This window comes from Ruminococcus sp. AF31-8BH (assembly GCF_003460605.1).
GTDB classification, from domain to species: domain Bacteria; phylum Bacillota; class Clostridia; order Lachnospirales; family Lachnospiraceae; genus Blautia_A; species Blautia_A acetigignens.
Genome location: NZ_QTVN01000004.1, coordinates 206,745 through 223,998, shown reverse-complemented (window position 1 = coordinate 223,998; position 17,254 = coordinate 206,745). Strand labels below are relative to the sequence as shown.

Genomic DNA, 17,254 nt, shown 5'->3' with positions numbered 1-17,254 from the left:
AATTTCTCCTATATACATTGGAAAAATAAACGATATACTAGATAGTAGATAAAAACGTGACGGAAATCAAAATTCTGATAAGAAGGGGAATAAAACAATGAGAGACAGCATTATCATGACGAAATATCAGGGCTTTGGAAATGATTATCTGGTGCTTGACGCAAACAAAAACCAGCTGCAGCTTCAGGGCAAAAAAATTGCTCTTCTTTGCCAGCGCGGCTTCGGACTTGGAGCAGACGGTGTTCTGTACGGTCCAGTTGAAATAAATGGAAAAATGGGAATGCGCATTTTCAACTCCGATGGAAGCGAGGCTGCCATCAGCGGAAACGGTGTGTGCATTTTTGCAAAATACCTCATGGACAATGAATATGTGAAAGAGAAAAAATTCGCCATCGAAACCTTATCCGGAACCATCGAAGTAGAATGCCTAAACGCCAGAGCAACGGAATTCCGTGTGAACATGGGCAAGGCATCTTTCCTTTCCAAAGAAATTCCGGTAACAGGAGAAATCCGCGAGGTGATCGACGAGCCGTTCACCTTTAAGGGAAAAGAATACAAGGCAACCTGTCTCACCGTAGGAAATCCGCACTGCATTCTGTTCATGGATCAGGTAACACCTGAGAAAGTGAAAGAACTTGGACCATATGTAGAAAATGCAGAGGAATTCCCGGAAAAAGTAAACTTACAGATCTGCCGCCAGATCGATAAGGGCAACCTGGACATCGAAATCTGGGAGCGCGGCTCCGGTTACACCAAAGCTTCCGGAACAGGAAGCTGCGCAGCAGCCATTGCCGCATACAAAAAAGGCCTCATGGAAAATCGCATCAACGTAAACCAGCCAGGCGGCATGATCCAGATCGACATCAAAGACGACGGAACCATTTTCATGACAGGAACGGTTGGATACATTGCAGATGTAAGTGTAGCAGAGAGCTTTTTCTCTTAAGACAGATTTGAAAAAAGATTTTCTATCAGATATATAAGAACTAAAGTATAGTCCCAAGTTTTTATTCAACACACAGCATCTGGGTCTGGCATATTCCTAAGCTGGTCATTAAGAGCGCGCCGACCAGCGTGGAATATGCCAGGCCCAGATGCGTACGGGACGATTCATTCATGGAATCCTCTTCAGCACTTCGCGTGTCAGCACCCCAATCAGCAGCCCCGTGACAACTCCCGACACCATCAGTGCCGGCGCATAATAATACAGCAGCCCAACCGTATGCGTCGCCGGAATCGCTACCATCAGCTGTCCAATATTATGGGAAACACCTCCAGCCACACTCACGCCCAGATGCCCGAATCCCACCTTATTTTTCACAAAAACCATCACAGCCAGACTAAGAGCTGCCCCCGCCAGACTATACATAATACTGGATCCATTTCCAAACAGAAATCCAACAACAAAAATCCGCACCAGCGAAACCAGCGCCGCCTCTTTCCAGGTATACCGCTCCAGCACAAAAAGCACTGCCAGATTGGCAAGCCCCAGCTTCATCCCCGGAATCCCCGCGAAAAACGGAATCAACGACTCCACATATCCAAAAATAATCGCAATCGCCGCAAACAACCCAAGATAAGCTGTTTTCTTCTGATCCATAATCCTATACTACAGCGTCAAATCCACCATCAGAATCCTGTGGATCTGCATCGCCCTCTCCCTCTCCCTGAATTACTACTTTGTTAGGCAGACATACAATATACCCACCCGCACTTCCAACTGCCGGCTGCTTCATGCAAAGATGATCCGGACAGTTGGCTTCTGTCATCTTCACTTCCCCGTTTTTGATCTCACACACATTGGTATCCCCAATGGCAATCACCTGGTCTTTCCCAAGAGAATAAGTACCGTAAAGCTCCCCATCCACTGTAATCTGGATGGACCCGTATTTCACGTGGGGAAGCACATACACATAAACACAAAGAAGAACCGAAACCGCCAGAAGCGCCCCGATAAATATAAATTCTTTTTTCTTCAAATAAGCTACCTCATTTTTCAAAATTTCGAATACATACCGGTACAGCGAAAGTGAAGCTCCTGCATAGATGCAGTCAGTATGGAATCGTTGCTGTACAAATCCATGATAAAAGAAAAAGTTTCATATTTCAAGTCATAGTAAGGCCTGTTTTTAGAAAATGTTGCAGCAGTCTGTCCTGCACTGCCGCTTTTTATTGTAATTCTGCCTCAAATATGCTATTGTATAGTTTGAAAGTCTGTGTGCCGCCGGGAAAAGGCATGAAGAAACCTTGTATCCAGTGGGCGGCATTGTTGGAGAAATATAAGAAAGAAGGTGAAGCTATGGTTGAATTAGACCAGTTCAAGAGCATTCTTGCAACATACACAGAACCATTAGTGGAAGTGAGGGATTCACTTTGACCTGGCTAACAAGGAAAAGCGGGTTGAAGAATTAGAGCGCGAAATGGAAGCGCCTGATTTCTGGGACAATGCAGAAGTATCCCAGAAGAAAATGAAAGAATTAAAGAGCATGAAGGACGACATGGAAACCTATCAGAATCTGATCACCCAGAAAGAAGATATGGAGACCCTGATCGAGATGAGCTATGAGGAAAATGATCCGTCCATGATCGAGGAGATCCAGGAAATGTTAACCGAGTTCCAGGCTCAGTTTGACAGCATCCGCGTGAAGACTCTTCTCTCCGGAGAGTATGACAGCGAGAATGCCATCATTAAGCTGAATGCAGGAGCCGGCGGAACAGAAGCCTGCGACTGGTGCAGCATGCTGTACCGTATGTACACACGCTGGGCTGAGCGCAAGGGCTTTTCCATCGAAGTACTGGACTATCTGGATGGAGATGAAGCTGGTGTGAAATCCGTTACTTTCCAGGTAAACGGAGAGAACGCATATGGACTTCTGAAGTCTGAGAAAGGTGTTCACCGTCTGGTCCGTATTTCCCCGTTCAACGCAGCTGGAAAGCGTCAGACCTCTTTCGTATCCTGCGATGTAATGCCGGATATTGAGAAAGACCTGGATGTAGAGATCAACGACGAGGATATCCGAATTGATACCTACCGAAGCAGCGGTGCCGGCGGACAGCACATCAACAAGACCTCATCTGCGATCCGTATCACCCATTTCCCAACGGGAATCGTGGTACAGTGTCAGAATGAGCGTTCTCAGCATATGAATAAAGACAAGGCTATGCAGATGCTGAAAGCCAAGCTGTATCTTCTGAAGCAGCAGGAAGCAGAGGCCAAGCTTTCCGGAATCCGCGGTGAGGTAACCGACATCGGCTGGGGCAACCAGATCCGTTCTTACGTTATGCAGCCATACACCATGGTCAAGGATCACCGTACCAACGAGGAAACCGGAAATATAGATGCAGTTATGGACGGTGCAATTGATATTTTCATCAATGCATATCTGAAATGGATCGCACTTGCGAAGAAACCGGCAGAACAATAAGTAAGAACAGCAGCTGCCAGGTACAGTTCATAGCGGAAAAGGAAGCGCAGAATGCCAAAGACAACAGATAAGAACAAGTATTTTGTAGTAAGAGAGCGGGCTGTGCCTGAGGTGCTGCTGAATGTGGTAGCTGCCAAGAAGCTTCTGGAATCAAAGCGTGTGGCTACTGTTCAGGAAGCAGCAGATGCTGTTGGAATCAGCCGGAGTTCTTTTTATAAATATAAAGATGATATTTTCCCTTTTCATGAAGAAGCCAAAGGAAAAACAATCACATTTATTATACAGATGGATGATGAACCCGGGATTTTATCCAATGTTCTTCGGGCGATTGCGGAGAATCACGGAAATATTCTGACTATTCATCAGAGTATTCCCATCAGCGGAATTGCCACTCTTACTTTAAGTGTGCAGATCCTTCAGGGAGAGGGGGATGCAGAAGCTATGGTAGACGATATTGAGCAGATGGAAGGAATCCATTATTTGAAAATTTTAGGCAGGGAGTAACGGACAGATGATAAATATTGCAGTGTTAGGATATGGCACAGTTGGAAGCGGCGTAGTAGAAGTATTCCGTACGAATCATGAAACCATTAACAAAAGAGCCGGGGAAGAAATTAAGATTAAATATGTTCTTGATCTTCGTGATTTCCCAGGGAATCCGGTTGAGGAGATTCTTGTTCATGATTTTGAACAGATCGTAAATGATCCGGAAGTAGATATTGTAGTGGAAGTTATGGGCGGAACAGGTGCTGCCTATAATTTTACAAAGAGAGCCCTTGAAGCTGGCAAGAGCGTGTGTACTTCCAATAAGGCACTGGTTGCCAAATACGGACCGGAGCTTATGGAAATTGCCAAAGAGAAAGAGATTAACTTTCTTTTTGAAGCAAGCTGCGGTGGCGGAATTCCTATTATCCGTGCTTTGAACAGTTCTCTTACAGCAGATGTGGTTGATGAAGTTACCGGAATTCTTAATGGAACCACCAACTATATGCTGGATAAAATGAATACAGAGGGAGCTGATTTTAATACCGTATTAAAGGAAGCCCAGGAGAAAGGATATGCAGAAGCAGATCCAACCGCTGATGTGGAAGGACAGGATGCATGCCGTAAGATAGCAATTCTTTCTTCACTGGCATATGGCAGATTCCTGGATTTTGAGAAGGTTTATACAGAGGGAATTACAAAAATCACACCAGAGGATATGGAATATGCAAGGGAGATAGGAAGAAATATTAAGCTTCTTGGTACCAGCAAGAGAGTTGGAGAAGATTCCTTCTATGCACTTGTGGCACCATTCCTGGTAGGAAAGAATAATCCTCTTCACAGTGTAAACGGCGTGTTCAACAGTATTTTCGTTCATGGAAATATGCTGGGAGATGCTATGTTCTACGGAAGCGGAGCAGGCAAGCTTCCTACTGCAAGTGCAGTTGTTGCTGACGTTGTGGAGGCTTCCAGACATCTTCACGATACAATTCCTGTTAACTGGAGCAATGAAGAGATGACCCTTATGGATCCGGATTCTGTAGAGGGACGTTTCTTTGTCCGTGTAAAAGATACCTCTTTGGATGATGTGGACAAGGCATTTGGAAAAGTGGATGCAGTGATTGAGCCGGATGCACTTCCGGAAGAGTTTGGCTTTATTACCGGACTTATGACACAGGGCGAGTATAAAGAGCGGGTTAAGGCACTTGGTGATAATGTACTTGGAATGATCCGTGTAAAAGACTGACCCCTTTGTGAAAGGAAAAACTATGCTGATCGTTAAGAAATTCGGAGGTACTTCTGTAGCAGACAAGGAGCGTATGTTCAATGTTGCAAATCGTTGTATCGAAGAATACAAAAAAGGAAATGACGTAGTGGTGGTTTTATCAGCCATGGGTAAATATACAGATGAGCTGATCAGTAAGGCTCGTGATATGGACGAGAGACCGCCTAAGCGTGAAATGGATATGCTGCTTACTATTGGAGAGCAGATGTCTGTATCTCTGATGGCTATGGCCATGCATACACTTGGCGTTCCTGCCATTTCCCTGAATGCATTTCAGGTGACCATGCATACTACAAGCAGCCATCAGAATGCAAGACTGAAAAGAATCGATACAGAGCGCATCCGCCGTGAACTAGATGCACGCAGAATCGTAATTGTCACAGGCTTCCAGGGGGTAGATAAGTATGACGATTATACTACTCTTGGAAGAGGCGGCTCTGATACCACAGCAGTGGCGCTGGCAGCAGCACTTCATGCAGACGCCTGCGAGATTTATACAGATGTGGACGGCGTATACACAGCCGATCCGCGTAAGGTTCCAACTGCCAGAAAGCTTAAAGAAATCACCTACGATGAGATGCTGGATCTGGCGACTTCAGGAGCGGGCGTGCTTCACAACCGTTCTGTGGAAATGGCAAAGAAATACGGAGTGCCCCTTGTGGTCCGCTCCAGCCTGAATAACAGTGAAGGAACGGTAGTTAAGGAGGTAGTTAGCGTGGAAAGAATGTTGATCAGCGGCGTTGCGCTGGATACAGATGCTGTGAGAATTGCAGTGCTGGGTCTTCGCGATGTGCCTGGTGTTGCATTTAAAGTATTTGATACTCTTGCAAAGAAAAATATAAATGTAGATGTTATCCTGCAGTCTATTGGACGCTCAGGAACTAAAGATATTTCATTTACAGTAAATAAAGATGATCTGGAGGATGCGGTTGCCACTCTGGAAGAGCATAAGGAACGCCTTGGCTTTAAAGAGCTTCATTCAGAAAGGGGCATTGCCAAGCTTTCCATTGTAGGTTCAGGTATGCTCAGTAATCCGGGAGTAGCTGCAAAAATGTTTGAGAGCCTTTATAATGAGGGCGTAAACATCAACATGATCTCCACATCTGAGATCCGTATTACGGTTCTGATTAGCGAGAAAGATGGTGTCCGCGCCATGAATGCGGTTCATGATGCATTTGGTCTTGCAGACTGATGCAAAAAGGGAGGGAAATATGAGTAGTTATGTGATTAGCTGCTGTTCTACAGCAGATCTTACAAAAGAACATTTTGCCAAGAGAAATATTTCCTATATCTGCTTTCATTATGAGCTGAACGGCCAACAATATGCAGATGATCTGGGGCAGTCTATGCCATTTGACCAGTTCTACAAGGCAATGCAGGATGGTGCCACGACCAAGACATCCCAGATAAACGCAGATGAATTTACAGAGTATTTTGAAGGCTTTCTTAAAGAAGGCAAGGATATTCTTCATGTATGCCTGTCCTCTGGTATTACCGGAGTTGTAAATTCTGCAAATATTGCAAGGGAAGAGTTGTCTGAAAAATATCCTGACAGGAAAATTTTGATCGTGGATTCTCTTGGGGCATCTTCCGGATACGGACTTCTTATGGATCGCCTGGCAGATTTGAGGGATGAGGGCAAAACCATAGAAGAGGTTTATCAGTGGGCAGAGGCGCATAAACTGAATCTGCATCATTGGTTTTTTTCCACAGATCTGACCTTCTACATCAGAGGAGGCCGTATTTCCAAAACAAGCGGATTTTTTGGCACAATGCTGAATATTTGTCCGCTTTTGAATATGGATGATCAGGGAAGACTGATTCCAAGATATAAGATTCGTACCAAGAAAAAAGTGATTCGTGCTATTGTGGACAAAATGGAAGAATATGCAGAGGGTGGTCTTGATTACTCCGGTAAATGCTATATTTCTCAGTCTGCCTGCATTGAAGATGCAAGAGAAGTTGCAAGACTGGTAGAGGAGCGTTTTCCTAAGCTTAACGGAAAGGTTGAGATCAACAGCATTGGAACTACCATTGGAAGCCATACAGGTCCAGGCACTGTGGCCTTGTTTTTCTGGGGAAGCAAGAGAACTGCATAGTTGGGGACTGTTTCCCCAATTTTAAACACGCTCTGATTTTCAGGCCGGGATGTACTAAAATCCCGGCTTGCTGTTTCACTGCAAAGGAGAATGATCATTATGAAAAAAAGAAGAACAAAGGAGATAAAGCAGCAGGCGAAAATGGCACTGCAGGGACATTTAGGTACTGTTATTTTAGGACTTCTGGCAGTATACGGCTTGAATATGCTGGGAACGATCCTGTCTACAACGCTGTTCTCAGGAACTTCAGTGCTTGATCTTGTTCTGAGTGAGGTGTTTTTGCTGGTTGTATCTCTGATCGTGGGTATCATAACAGCAGGATTTGGATATATGCTTCTGAATATTTCCAGAGGAAAAGAATTCTCACTGGGTGATCTTGGATATTTTTTCCGAAATCAGCCAGACAGAGTCATCATTGCCGGATTTGTGCTGGCACTGATCCAGGTGATCACAGCCATTCCCTACTATTATGTAAGCTATACCACAGATCCGGGACTAACAGTGGAGGAACAGCTTCAGTGGTTTTCTACTATATTCGTACTTCTGGCAGTCAGCACTTTGCTGAATTTCCTGATTTCCATTCCGTTTGCCATGACCTATTTTCTGATGGCAGATGATCCGGATCTTGGGGGAATTCAGGGGCTGAAAGAGAGTGCACGCCTGATGAAGGGCAATATGTGGAGATATATCAAGCTGAATCTCAGCTTTGTCCCGCTTTTGTTTTTATCTGTATTTACTTTTTATATTGCACTGTTCTGGATCATGCCGTATATGGAGATGTCGCTGGTTACCTTTTACCGGGATCTGAACGGCGAGCTGGATCACAGACTGCCGGGAGACGGGTACTATGGCGGAAGCGGCAGCTTTTATAATGGATACAATGCAGGCAGTGATGATCCGGGAAACGGATATGATTCGGAGAATCAAAGCGGTTACAGGAATGACCGTGAGGATGATTATAATTCGGAAGCATAAAAGATGCTGCAGAAGTATTTTGCAGTATCAAAAATTCCGGAAAATGTAAGACAAGCAACAAGAGGAGATTGAAAAATGGATATTTTACAGGTGATCACCCAGGAACTTGGGGTGGAAAAATGGCAGGTAGAGGCTGCTGTGAAACTGATTGATGAGGGAAACACCATCCCTTTTATTTCTCGATACAGAAAGGAAGCTACCGGAACCTTAAATGACGAGCAGCTTCGTAATCTGAATGAAAGACTGACTTACCTGCGCAATCTGGAAGACAAAAAGAAACAGGTTCTTTCCAGCATTGAGGACCAGGGCAAGCTGACAAAAGAGCTGAAGGAGCAGATCCTTGCCGCCCAGACCCTGGTTGTTGTGGAGGATCTTTACCGCCCATACCGTCCGAAGAGACGTACCCGTGCCACCATTGCCAAGGAAAAAGGCCTTGAGCCACTGGCAAACATCATTATGCTTCAGATGACAAATAAGTCCATCGAGGAAGAAGCAGAGGCTTTTGTATCCGAGGAAAAAGAAGTAGCTTCCGTGGCAGAGGCTATTGCCGGTGCAAAGGATATTATTGCGGAGCATATTTCCGATGAGGCGGATTACAGAATCCATATCCGTGACCTGACCGCAAAGAAGGGAACTATCAGCTCGGTGGCAAAGGATCCTGAGGCACAGTCTGTTTATGAAATGTACTATGACTTCGAGGAGCCGGTGAAGAAGCTTGCCGGCCATCGTGTGCTGGCGCTGAACCGCGGTGAGAAAGAGAAATTCCTTACCATCAAAGTTGCAGCTCCAGAAGAAGATATTATCCGTTACCTGGAGAAACAGGTAATCACCCGCGACAACCCGTTTACCACACCGATTCTTAAGGAAGTAACAGAGGACAGCTACAAGCGTCTGATCGCCCCTGCAATTGAACGTGAGATCAGAAGTGACCTGACAGAGAAGGCAGAGGACGGCGCGATCAAAGTCTTCGGCAAAAACTTAGAGCAGCTTCTGATGCAGCCTCCAATCGCTGGACAGACTGTACTTGGCTGGGATCCGGCCTTTCGAACCGGATGTAAGCTGGCAGTTGTAGATCCTACCGGAAAGGTACTGGATACCACTGTTGTTTACCCAACAGCACCTACCAATGAGAAAAAAATCCGTGCTGCTAAGGATACTGTTGAGGGAATGATCAAAAAATATGGCATTTCTCTGATTTCTGTGGGAAATGGCACGGCTTCCAGAGAATCTGAGCAGGTAATCGTGGACATGCTTAAGGAAATCCCGGAGGCAAAAGTTCAGTATGTCATTACAAATGAAGCAGGTGCTTCTGTTTATTCAGCAAGTAAGCTGGCAACAGAAGAATTCCCTAATTTTGATGTAGGACAAAGAAGTGCAGCTTCTATTGCAAGACGTGTGCAGGATCCGCTGGCAGAGCTGGTTAAGATTGATCCCAAATCTATCGGTGTAGGTCAGTATCAGCATGATATGAACCAGAAGAAGCTGGGCGAGGCACTGACCGGAGTAGTAGAAGATTCTGTAAATAAAGTTGGTGTAGATTTAAATACAGCTTCTGCATCCCTTCTTGAATATATTTCCGGCGTTTCCAAAGCTATAGCTAAGAATATTGTTGTTTATCGAGAAGAGAACGGTCGCTTTACTACCCGAAAAGAGCTTCTCAAGGTTGCTAAGCTAGGGCCGAAGGCATTTGAGCAGTGTGCAGGCTTCATGCGTATTACAGGCGGAACCAATCCACTTGATGCCACCAGTGTACATCCGGAGAGCTATGAGGCTGCATCCCGTCTTCTTGAGAAGCTGGGATATTCTGCAGAGGATATTGCAGGAGGAAAGCTGGCAGGACTTGGAAGACAAATTAAGGATTACAAGAAGCTGGCAGCAGAGCTGGAAATTGGTGAGATTACACTTCAGGATATTGTAAAAGAGCTTGAGAAGCCTGCCCGCGACCCTCGTGACGAGATGCCAAAGCCAATCCTTCGTACTGATGTTCTTGATATCAAGGATCTGAAGGAGGGCATGGTTCTGAAAGGAACTGTCCGTAATGTAATTGATTTTGGTGCCTTTGTGGATATCGGAGTGCATCAGGACGGACTTGTGCATATTTCCCAGATGAGTGAGAAGTTTATTAAGCATCCTCTGGAAGCAGTAAGCGTAGGAGACGTTGTGGAAGTACGTGTACTTGGCGTGGATGAGAAAAAGAACCGCATCAGTCTTTCCATGAAAGGTCTGAACAAATAAAATGATACAGAATGTATTGACCGTATATCTGACTGTTATCAATCTGATTGCCTTTGGCATGTACGGAGTGGATAAGCAAAAGGCAATCCGAAAGCAGTGGAGAATTCCGGAAGCCCAGCTGCTTGCAGTAGCTGCCCTTGGTGGTTCTGTGGGAGCAATTCTGGGAATGCAGTTTTTTCATCATAAGACCAGAAAGTGGAAATTTCGTGTGGGTGTGCCGCTGATTCTGGCAGTTCAGCTGATATTGTGGAGAATGGTACAGTAAGCGGTGGATAAACAAGTGGAAGCAGGCCGATGCCTGTGGAAAACGTTTGACGATGAGAAGCGGGAGATGATAATTTGGAAGAACAGGTAATTGAAAATGCAGTTCAGGAAACGGTACAGGAAACCGTAGATAAGGTCAATTTCAATATGGGTCAGCTCAAGGCTTACTTTAATGGACACATTCCGGATTTAATCGAGTTCGGGATGAAGGTGGTTTTATCAGTTATTGCTTTTTATGCAGGAACAAAGCTGATCAAGTGGTTCCTGAAAATAACAAAAAGATCCATGGAAAAGGCTGGCGTAGATAAGGGAGTTGCCCAGTTTATCTGCTCCTTCGGAAAATTCCTGTTATATCTGATTCTGATCTTTAATATTGCTACTTATTTTGGCGTGAAGGAATCTTCAGTTGCGGCTCTTCTTGGAACTGCCGGTGTTACGATTGGTCTTGCTCTTCAGGGAGGACTGGAAAATCTGGCAGGTGGTGTAATGCTGTTACTGTTTAAACCTTTTCAGGTAGGTGATTACATTATTCAGGACCAGTCAGGTGGTACAGAAGGCACAGTGTATAAAATTGAGATGTTTTATACAACCCTTACAACAGTAGATAATAAGCATGTGATCATTCCAAATGGCAGGCTGTCCAACAGTACTATCATTAATGTAACTGCCCAGGCTTTGCGTAAGTTGGAAATTAAAGTAGGGATTTCCTATGATTCCGATATTAAAAAAGCCAAAAAGCTTCTTTATCACATTTTGCAGGAGGATCCCGGCACAAAGTCAGATAAGGAGATGCAGGTGTTTGTAGATGAACTGGGAGACAGCGCAGTGGTCCTGGGGCTTAGGGTCTGGGTCCCTACAGAGAAATACTGGAACATCAAATGGCGCCTGAATGAAAAAATAAAAATAGCATTCGATGCTAACGAAATTGGAATTCCTTATCCCCAGATGGATGTGCATGTGGTGGAGAAAAGAACGGAAGAATAAAAAAATATTTTTACTTCTTCTTGAAATTATTGTTTTTCTATTGTATAATCCACATGAATAAAGAAAATTTCTTCGGGGCAGGGTGATCGAGAACTTGAATATCGAAATTCCCTACCGGCGGTATAGTCCGCGACCCGCTTAGGCGGCTGATTTGGTGAAATTCCAAAACCGACAGTAAAGTCTGGATGAGAGAAGAACGCGCAGAATGATCAGATAAGTTGATATTTATTTGTACGTACTCATTGCCCCGGAAGAAATTCCGGGGCTTTTTGTGTGGATGGAAATAGCTGCTTGCTGCAGTGCTGGAAAAGATCCTAAGATTTTCTATTCGCATACTTGCAGAAATTTTCTTTAAATATTATAATTTAAGGAGTGACGAGTATGAGCGAACAAGTAATCAGAAATGGAAATGTAATGGAACGAAGCCGAACCAGAACCATTGCCCAGGTAGCAATGTTAGGTGCTGTGGCCGGCGTACTTATGAATTTTGAGGTGCCGCTTCCTTTTCTTGCTCCATCCTTTTACCAGCTGGATTTTTCCGAAATTCCGGCACTGATCGGTTCCTTTGCAATGGGACCTGTAGCGGGCATGCTGATCGAGCTGGTGAAGATTCTGGTTCATCTGGTAACCAAAGGAACTATGACAGCAGGTGTTGGAGATGTGGCGAACTTCATCTTTGGCTGCTCTTATGTAATTCCGGCAGGCCTGATCTACCGCTACCAGCATAAGAAAACAAGAACACATGCAGTTGCCGGAATGGCAGTTGGTGTAATTCTTACCACTATCCTTGCATGCTTTATAAATGCATTTGTTCTTCTTCCGGCATACGGAAAGGCATTTGGAATGCCGGTTCAGGCATTTATCGAGATGGGCGCAGCAGTACACAGTGGTGTTACGAACCTTCTTACCTTTGCAATTATGATTCTTGTGCCATTTAACTTATTTAAATACACATTAACCTCAGTGATCGTATTCTTTATTTATAAAAGAATTCGTGTAATCCTTCGCGGTGACTGATGAAAAGAGGTTCCTATGGGAAAAATCAACAGCATTACCAAGCAGACAGATAACCGTTATGTAAACCTTTATAATGTAAAGGCAACCAGTGTACATAACACACCTGTGAATTACTTCGTGGCATCCCGTGCCAGAGATGTGGAGAGCCTGAAGCTTGTAACCCGCAAAAACAAACCAGATGGCGTAATTATTTACAGTATTTACGGAGAAAACCACGACAAGGTGGTATTGATTCGGCAGTATCGCTACACGCTGGGAGATTATATTTATGAATTTCCGGCAGGACTGGTAGAACCAGATGAAAATTATCATGAGGGTGCAGTCCGTGAGATGTACGAGGAAACAGGCTTAAAGCTGGAACCGATTCCGGTAGCAGAGGCCTATCAGAAGCCTTATTTTACCACGGTAGGGATGACAGATGAATCCTGTGCGACTGTGTACGGATATGCCAGCGGTCAGATCAGCTCCAAGGCTCAGGAGGCTACAGAGGAGATTGAAGTTGTTCTTGCGGATAAAGAAGAAGTGAAGCGTATTTTACAGGAGGAGAATGTGGCAATCATGACTGCCTATATGCTGATGCATTTTCTGGAAGATAAGGAGCCATTTGCATTTTTGAATCAAATAAAATGATGATATATCTTAGCATTAGATTGTAAATTAAAAAATCCCCGGGAGTTTTCAGAAGCTGAACAAAATTGGAATGCTTCGTGAAATAAATCCCCGGGGATTTTGTTTTCTTATTATGCAATTGAAACGACGCTATTCATAAACCTCCATATCCGGCTGGGCACTGTCTGAACCGTCAGAACCATTTGCTCCGGAGTCAGCACCAGGGGCTACATAATCCCAGTTGTTATCTTCACTTGGCTCATAGCCATCGCCGGGAGTCTCTGTGTAATCCGGAATCGCAGGAGCATCTCCTCCGGAAGTATCCCCTCCGGAAGTATCTCCGGAGCCATCACCGGTATCCTCAGAAGGATAAGTGATCTGATCACTGCCAGAAGAATCGCCGCTGTTTGCAGGATCTGAGCTGTCACCGGAAGTATCAGGTTCATAGTAATCCTGGCTGTTGTCATAAGAAGTATCATAGTTGCTTTCCTGGTTATAAATAGGAAATTCTGTTTGTTCGGCAGCAGCTTCTGCTTCGGCAGCTGTCTCAGGTGCTTCTACCAAAGTAGTCTTGGCTGTAGGAACCCGGCTCTCCTTTGGAACTACCACGGAAATTCCAAACATAGCCACGCTAAGCAAAATGGCTGTGGAAGCAATGCGAAATTCATCTCTGTATTTCATAAGTATTTTACCTCATAAGTATGTTCAAAACTGTTTTATTCAATCAACGTCCCCATTATAACATATCTGCAGCAAAAAATGTAAAAAAGATATAGAGCATATTTTGGAAATATAATCTAAAACAATTCCTTTTTCAGCGGAAATGGAAGTAGAAATATGGTATACTGAAGTATATTTAAACAGGTTTTATAACAGTGCAATGGCTTTAATAAAAATATAGAAAAGAGGATGGTTATGGGATTACAATATCATGTGAAAAAAATAGAACGAAAAGAGCAGATTGAACATTGTGAAAAGTTCTTTATTAATCAATATATGTGGAACAGCAAACAGAGCCCACTTGTCTACGGATGGATGGGATATGTGGAAGGGGAAGGACTGTTTGTGAAAATGGTTTGCGAAGAAAAAAATCCTCTCAGACGGTATTACAGGCACAATGATCCGGTTTATACAGATAGTGCAATGGAAATTTTTCTTGCTTTCCCAGAGGAAAACCAGGCACTTTCAAATGAATGTATGTATACAAATTTTGAGATCAATGCAAACGGTGCAATGCTTGCCAATTATGGACGCGGGAGAAAAAGCAGATGCTCCATTAGCGAAGAGCAGTTTGCCATGACTGGTGTGAAGGCAGCTGTAGAAGAGAATAAATGGTATCTGGAGGTACTTTTCCCGGAAGAATATCTCAAAGAAATCTGTGATTTTGAAGAAATAAAAAAGGGCAGAAGCTTTTACTGTAATTTCTATAAAATTTCAGAGTCAGAGGAAATTCTGCATTTCGGAAGCTACTCTCCCATTGAAAGTGAGAAACCTGATTTTCACCTGCCGGTCTGCTTCGCAGAGGCAGTGATGGCATAACAACACCATTGGAGGAGTACAAGCAGCCCTGGTTTTGATGTTATGGATTAAGGACAGGAAACTTACAAGTTTGGCTCAAAAACTCAGGATGCAAGACATTTTGACAAGTTCCCGCTTTTCTTCTCGATATTCCCTAGGGGTCACCTGATAGTGCTTTTTGAAGGCTTTGCAAAAATAATCTACATTGTGAAAACCAGTTTCGGCTGAAATGGTGCTGATTTTTTTCTCTGTATGGGAAAGCAGAAGGGCAGCCTGTTTCAGCCGATAGTTTATGAGATAATTAACCGGCGTGATGTGAAGATAGCTCCGAAAAAGATTTAGTGCAGAGCTTTTACTGATCATAGACTGTGCGGCGATCTCATCCAGGGAAAGATTTCTTCTGTAATTTTCGTGAATGAACTGCATCATCAGCTGGAGCCTTGCACGGTTTACAGAGAATTGCCCAGTGACTTCCGATGTAGTGGAAAGGTCTGTATGTTCATATATTTCCAGCCAGAGCTGCTGCATAAGGGATGCGGTCAGAAGATGGCAGGAAGAACCGGAAGTTTGTGCAGAAATAATTTGCTTCATAAGATCCAGAATTCTGGATTGCCAGGAAATTTCCCTGTGGAAAGTCCAAAAAGGAATATTTGATGAAACGATAGGCTTCACATAGTTTTGGTAGATATAGCTGTCTGTAGCTGCAAGAAAAGAGGGCATGCAGAGAAAGTTTGGGATGACAGCATCCTCAGGAGAGGAAAAACGGTGAAGGAGTTTGGAGTTAATAAAAATGCCGCTGTCTGCTGGCAGTTCCAGCTGCTTTTCCCCAATCCAGGCAGTTACGGTCCCGGATTGAACATATACAAATTCCAGCTCCGTATGCCAGTGCCAGTCTATACAGTTAAAATCAAACTGGGCTAAATGTTCATAATAGTAGCGAAAGGGATAGTCCTGGCTTCCGTGAGACTGGGTCTCCATTAAATTTTCGTCTGTAACAATTTTGGTATATACGTTGGTTTCTTTCATATCTGGTTTATCCTTTGTTTTACGATATTATACAATAAAAATCGAAAATAATCCAATGAAAAATACAATCAAATATAATATAATCCAATAAGACAAAAATCTTCTTCAAAGAAGAAAAAAGGAGAACCAATCATGCCAAATTACCAAAAAACCAAACGAGCCTGTTATCTGGGTTTTATTACCCAGGCTATAGCAGCCAATTTTGCACCGCTGCTGTTTCTGAAATTTCACACAGATTATCATATTTCCCTTGGAAATATTGCATTGATTTCCACCTGTTTTTTCTTTACCCAGCTGCTGATAGATTTGTTTTGTGCCCGGTTTGTAGACAAAATCGGATATCGTGTGTGCATTGTGACTTCTGAAATCAGTTCCGCTTTAGGACTGGTTGGGCTGGCATTTCTTCCGGAGCTTTTGCCAGATCCTTTTATGGGAATTATCATCAGTGTTATTGTTTATGCTGTTGGAAGCGGACTGATTGAAGTGCTTTGCAGTCCCATTATGGAAGCGTGTCCTTTCGAAAATAAAGAGGCAACTATGAGTCTTCTTCATTCCTTCTATTGCTGGGGGTCTGTGGGAACCATTGCAGTTTCCACCCTGTTTTTCGCAGTTTTTGGAATGGACAGCTGGAAGTGGCTGGCAGTTTTGTGGGCAATCGTTCCAACCATTAATGTTTACAATTTTGCTACTTGTCCTATCAAGCATCTGGTGGACGAAGGGAAAGGAATGAAAATCGGGGAACTGTTTCGTAAGCCTGTGTTCTGGATTGCTGTGTGTCTGATGGTGTGTTCCGGGGCATCAGAGCTGTCCATGTCCCAGTGGGCATCTGCCTATGCAGAGGCGGCACTTGGACTGTCCAAGACCATCGGAGACTTGGCTGGTCCCTGTATGTTTGCCATTACGATGGGAATCAGCCGTGTGATTTTTGGAAAATACGGAGATAAAATGGATCTGATGAAATTTATGGCAGGCTCCGGAATTTTATGCGTATTCTGCTATCTTCTTGCATCTCTGTCCTCCAATCCGGCAGCAGGACTTATTGGCTGTATTGTCTGTGGATTTTCCGTTGGAATAATGTGGCCGGGTACTATTAGTATATCCTCTAAGAAATTTCCGGCAGGCGGAACCGCCATGTTCGCCCTTCTTGCCATGGCAGGAGATCTTGGAGGCAGCATAGGGCCTGGAATCGTCGGCCGTGTCACCCAGAATACCGGAGATAATATCCGCATAGGTATGGGCGTAGGACTGATTTTCCCAGTGGTGCTGCTGATAATGGTTTTTTTGCTTGGAAAGGTGAAAGCAGAGGAAAAATAACTGGTATTTAAAAATGTAAT

At 44.1% G+C, this 17,254-nt stretch carries 18 protein-coding genes and 1 riboswitch; of the genes, 14 read left to right on the top strand and 4 right to left on the bottom strand.

All coding sequences use genetic code 11. The features are described 5' to 3' along the window. The first annotated feature begins 97 nt into the window (after positions 1-97). Positions 98-946: a diaminopimelate epimerase gene (gene dapF, locus DWZ38_RS07035; protein WP_021925700.1), complete on the top strand. Its 849-nt coding sequence runs from the start codon at positions 98-100 to the stop codon at positions 944-946. Positions 947-1,114: 168 nt separating this feature from the next. On the opposite strand, the gene DWZ38_RS07030 is transcribed toward dapF, so the two are convergent. Further along, positions 1,115-1,600, bottom strand: a complete 486-nt coding sequence (locus DWZ38_RS07030; protein WP_117851205.1) for a Gx transporter family protein — start codon at positions 1,598-1,600, stop codon at positions 1,115-1,117. Between the two features lie 4 nt (positions 1,601-1,604). Then, positions 1,605-1,979, bottom strand: a complete 375-nt coding sequence (locus tag DWZ38_RS07025; RefSeq protein WP_021925698.1) for a NusG domain II-containing protein — start codon at positions 1,977-1,979, stop codon at positions 1,605-1,607. 320 nt (positions 1,980-2,299) lie between these two features. On the opposite strand from DWZ38_RS07025, the gene prfB reads away from it, so the two are divergent. The 11 genes from prfB (at position 2,300) to DWZ38_RS06970 (ending at position 13,397) form a co-directional block, all read left to right on the top strand. Beyond that, positions 2,300-3,425 (top strand): peptide chain release factor 2 gene (prfB, locus tag DWZ38_RS07020; RefSeq protein ID WP_117851324.1). Its coding sequence is split into 2 segments (ribosomal slippage): positions 2,300-2,374 and positions 2,376-3,425, totalling 1,125 coding nucleotides; the frame shifts between segments, so codons are not numbered across the junction. 51 nt (positions 3,426-3,476) lie between these two features. Beyond that, complete coding sequence (locus tag DWZ38_RS07015; protein ID WP_117851203.1) at positions 3,477-3,929, top strand: ACT domain-containing protein; 453 nt, start codon at positions 3,477-3,479, stop codon at positions 3,927-3,929. A 7-nt stretch (positions 3,930-3,936) separates the two neighbouring features. Next, positions 3,937-5,154 carry a homoserine dehydrogenase gene (locus DWZ38_RS07010; protein WP_117851201.1) on the top strand — a complete coding sequence of 406 codons (1,218 nt, stop codon included), beginning with the start codon at positions 3,937-3,939 and terminating at the stop codon, positions 5,152-5,154. A 22-nt stretch (positions 5,155-5,176) separates the two neighbouring features. Next, positions 5,177-6,385, top strand: coding sequence for an aspartate kinase (locus DWZ38_RS07005; protein WP_117851199.1), 1,209 nt, complete (start codon positions 5,177-5,179; stop codon positions 6,383-6,385). A 19-nt stretch (positions 6,386-6,404) separates the two neighbouring features. Next, positions 6,405-7,292: a DegV family protein gene (locus tag DWZ38_RS07000; protein WP_021925693.1), complete on the top strand. Its 888-nt coding sequence runs from the start codon at positions 6,405-6,407 to the stop codon at positions 7,290-7,292. A gap of 99 nt (positions 7,293-7,391) precedes the next feature. Beyond that, positions 7,392-8,267, top strand: a complete 876-nt coding sequence (locus tag DWZ38_RS06995; protein WP_021925692.1) for a DUF975 family protein — start codon at positions 7,392-7,394, stop codon at positions 8,265-8,267. A gap of 75 nt (positions 8,268-8,342) precedes the next feature. Next, positions 8,343-10,502 carry a Tex family protein gene (locus DWZ38_RS06990; protein ID WP_117851194.1) on the top strand — a complete coding sequence of 720 codons (2,160 nt, stop codon included), beginning with the start codon at positions 8,343-8,345 and terminating at the stop codon, positions 10,500-10,502. Between the two features lies 1 nt (position 10,503). After that, positions 10,504-10,767, top strand: coding sequence for a DUF1294 domain-containing protein (locus DWZ38_RS06985; protein ID WP_021925690.1), 264 nt, complete (start codon positions 10,504-10,506; stop codon positions 10,765-10,767). 74 nt (positions 10,768-10,841) lie between these two features. Further along, positions 10,842-11,750: a mechanosensitive ion channel domain-containing protein gene (locus DWZ38_RS06980; protein WP_347519061.1), complete on the top strand. Its 909-nt coding sequence runs from the start codon at positions 10,842-10,844 to the stop codon at positions 11,748-11,750. A 64-nt stretch (positions 11,751-11,814) separates the two neighbouring features. Further along, positions 11,815-11,951, top strand: a riboswitch (FMN riboswitch). A gap of 180 nt (positions 11,952-12,131) precedes the next feature. Continuing rightward, on the top strand, positions 12,132-12,767 hold the full coding sequence (locus DWZ38_RS06975; protein WP_021925688.1) for an ECF transporter S component: 636 nt from the start codon (positions 12,132-12,134) through the stop codon (positions 12,765-12,767). 15 nt (positions 12,768-12,782) lie between these two features. After that, complete coding sequence (locus DWZ38_RS06970; RefSeq protein WP_021925687.1) at positions 12,783-13,397, top strand: NUDIX hydrolase; 615 nt, start codon at positions 12,783-12,785, stop codon at positions 13,395-13,397. 129 nt (positions 13,398-13,526) lie between these two features. Here the strand turns inward: DWZ38_RS06970 and DWZ38_RS06965 are convergent, their stop codons facing one another. Beyond that, a complete protein-coding gene (locus DWZ38_RS06965) occupies positions 13,527-14,057 on the bottom strand; it encodes a hypothetical protein (RefSeq protein WP_117851192.1) in 531 nt (176 codons plus the stop codon). A 234-nt stretch (positions 14,058-14,291) separates the two neighbouring features. On the opposite strand from DWZ38_RS06965, the gene DWZ38_RS06960 reads away from it, so the two are divergent. Further along, positions 14,292-14,915, top strand: a complete 624-nt coding sequence (locus tag DWZ38_RS06960) for a carbohydrate-binding family 9-like protein (protein WP_117851189.1) — start codon at positions 14,292-14,294, stop codon at positions 14,913-14,915. 75 nt (positions 14,916-14,990) lie between these two features. Here DWZ38_RS06960 and DWZ38_RS06955 read toward each other — a convergent pair whose 3' ends face one another. After that, on the bottom strand, positions 14,991-15,920 hold the full coding sequence (locus DWZ38_RS06955; RefSeq protein WP_117851186.1) for an AraC family transcriptional regulator: 930 nt from the start codon (positions 15,918-15,920) through the stop codon (positions 14,991-14,993). A 132-nt stretch (positions 15,921-16,052) separates the two neighbouring features. Here DWZ38_RS06955 and DWZ38_RS06950 point away from each other — a divergent pair, with 132 nt between their 5' ends. Then, positions 16,053-17,234 (top strand): MFS transporter, encoded by a 1,182-nt coding sequence (locus tag DWZ38_RS06950; RefSeq protein WP_117851184.1) that lies wholly within the window; start codon positions 16,053-16,055, stop codon positions 17,232-17,234. Positions 17,235-17,254 lie beyond the last annotated feature (20 nt).

Coding starts and splice junctions, on each gene's coding strand:
- dapF (WP_021925700.1), top strand. CDS start 98: ATGAGAGACAGCATTATCATGACGAAATATCAGGGCTTTGGAAATGAT.
- DWZ38_RS07030 (WP_117851205.1), bottom strand. CDS start 1,600: ATGGATCAGAAGAAAACAGCTTATCTTGGGTTGTTTGCGGCGATTGCG.
- DWZ38_RS07015 (WP_117851203.1), top strand. CDS start 3,477: ATGCCAAAGACAACAGATAAGAACAAGTATTTTGTAGTAAGAGAGCGG.
- DWZ38_RS07010 (WP_117851201.1), top strand. CDS start 3,937: ATGATAAATATTGCAGTGTTAGGATATGGCACAGTTGGAAGCGGCGTA.
- DWZ38_RS07005 (WP_117851199.1), top strand. CDS start 5,177: ATGCTGATCGTTAAGAAATTCGGAGGTACTTCTGTAGCAGACAAGGAG.
- DWZ38_RS07000 (WP_021925693.1), top strand. CDS start 6,405: ATGAGTAGTTATGTGATTAGCTGCTGTTCTACAGCAGATCTTACAAAA.
- DWZ38_RS06995 (WP_021925692.1), top strand. CDS start 7,392: ATGAAAAAAAGAAGAACAAAGGAGATAAAGCAGCAGGCGAAAATGGCA.
- DWZ38_RS06990 (WP_117851194.1), top strand. CDS start 8,343: ATGGATATTTTACAGGTGATCACCCAGGAACTTGGGGTGGAAAAATGG.
- DWZ38_RS06985 (WP_021925690.1), top strand. CDS start 10,504: ATGATACAGAATGTATTGACCGTATATCTGACTGTTATCAATCTGATT.
- DWZ38_RS06975 (WP_021925688.1), top strand. CDS start 12,132: ATGAGCGAACAAGTAATCAGAAATGGAAATGTAATGGAACGAAGCCGA.
- DWZ38_RS06970 (WP_021925687.1), top strand. CDS start 12,783: ATGGGAAAAATCAACAGCATTACCAAGCAGACAGATAACCGTTATGTA.
- DWZ38_RS06965 (WP_117851192.1), bottom strand. CDS start 14,057: ATGAAATACAGAGATGAATTTCGCATTGCTTCCACAGCCATTTTGCTT.
- DWZ38_RS06960 (WP_117851189.1), top strand. CDS start 14,292: ATGGGATTACAATATCATGTGAAAAAAATAGAACGAAAAGAGCAGATT.
- DWZ38_RS06955 (WP_117851186.1), bottom strand. CDS start 15,920: ATGAAAGAAACCAACGTATATACCAAAATTGTTACAGACGAAAATTTA.
- DWZ38_RS06950 (WP_117851184.1), top strand. CDS start 16,053: ATGCCAAATTACCAAAAAACCAAACGAGCCTGTTATCTGGGTTTTATT.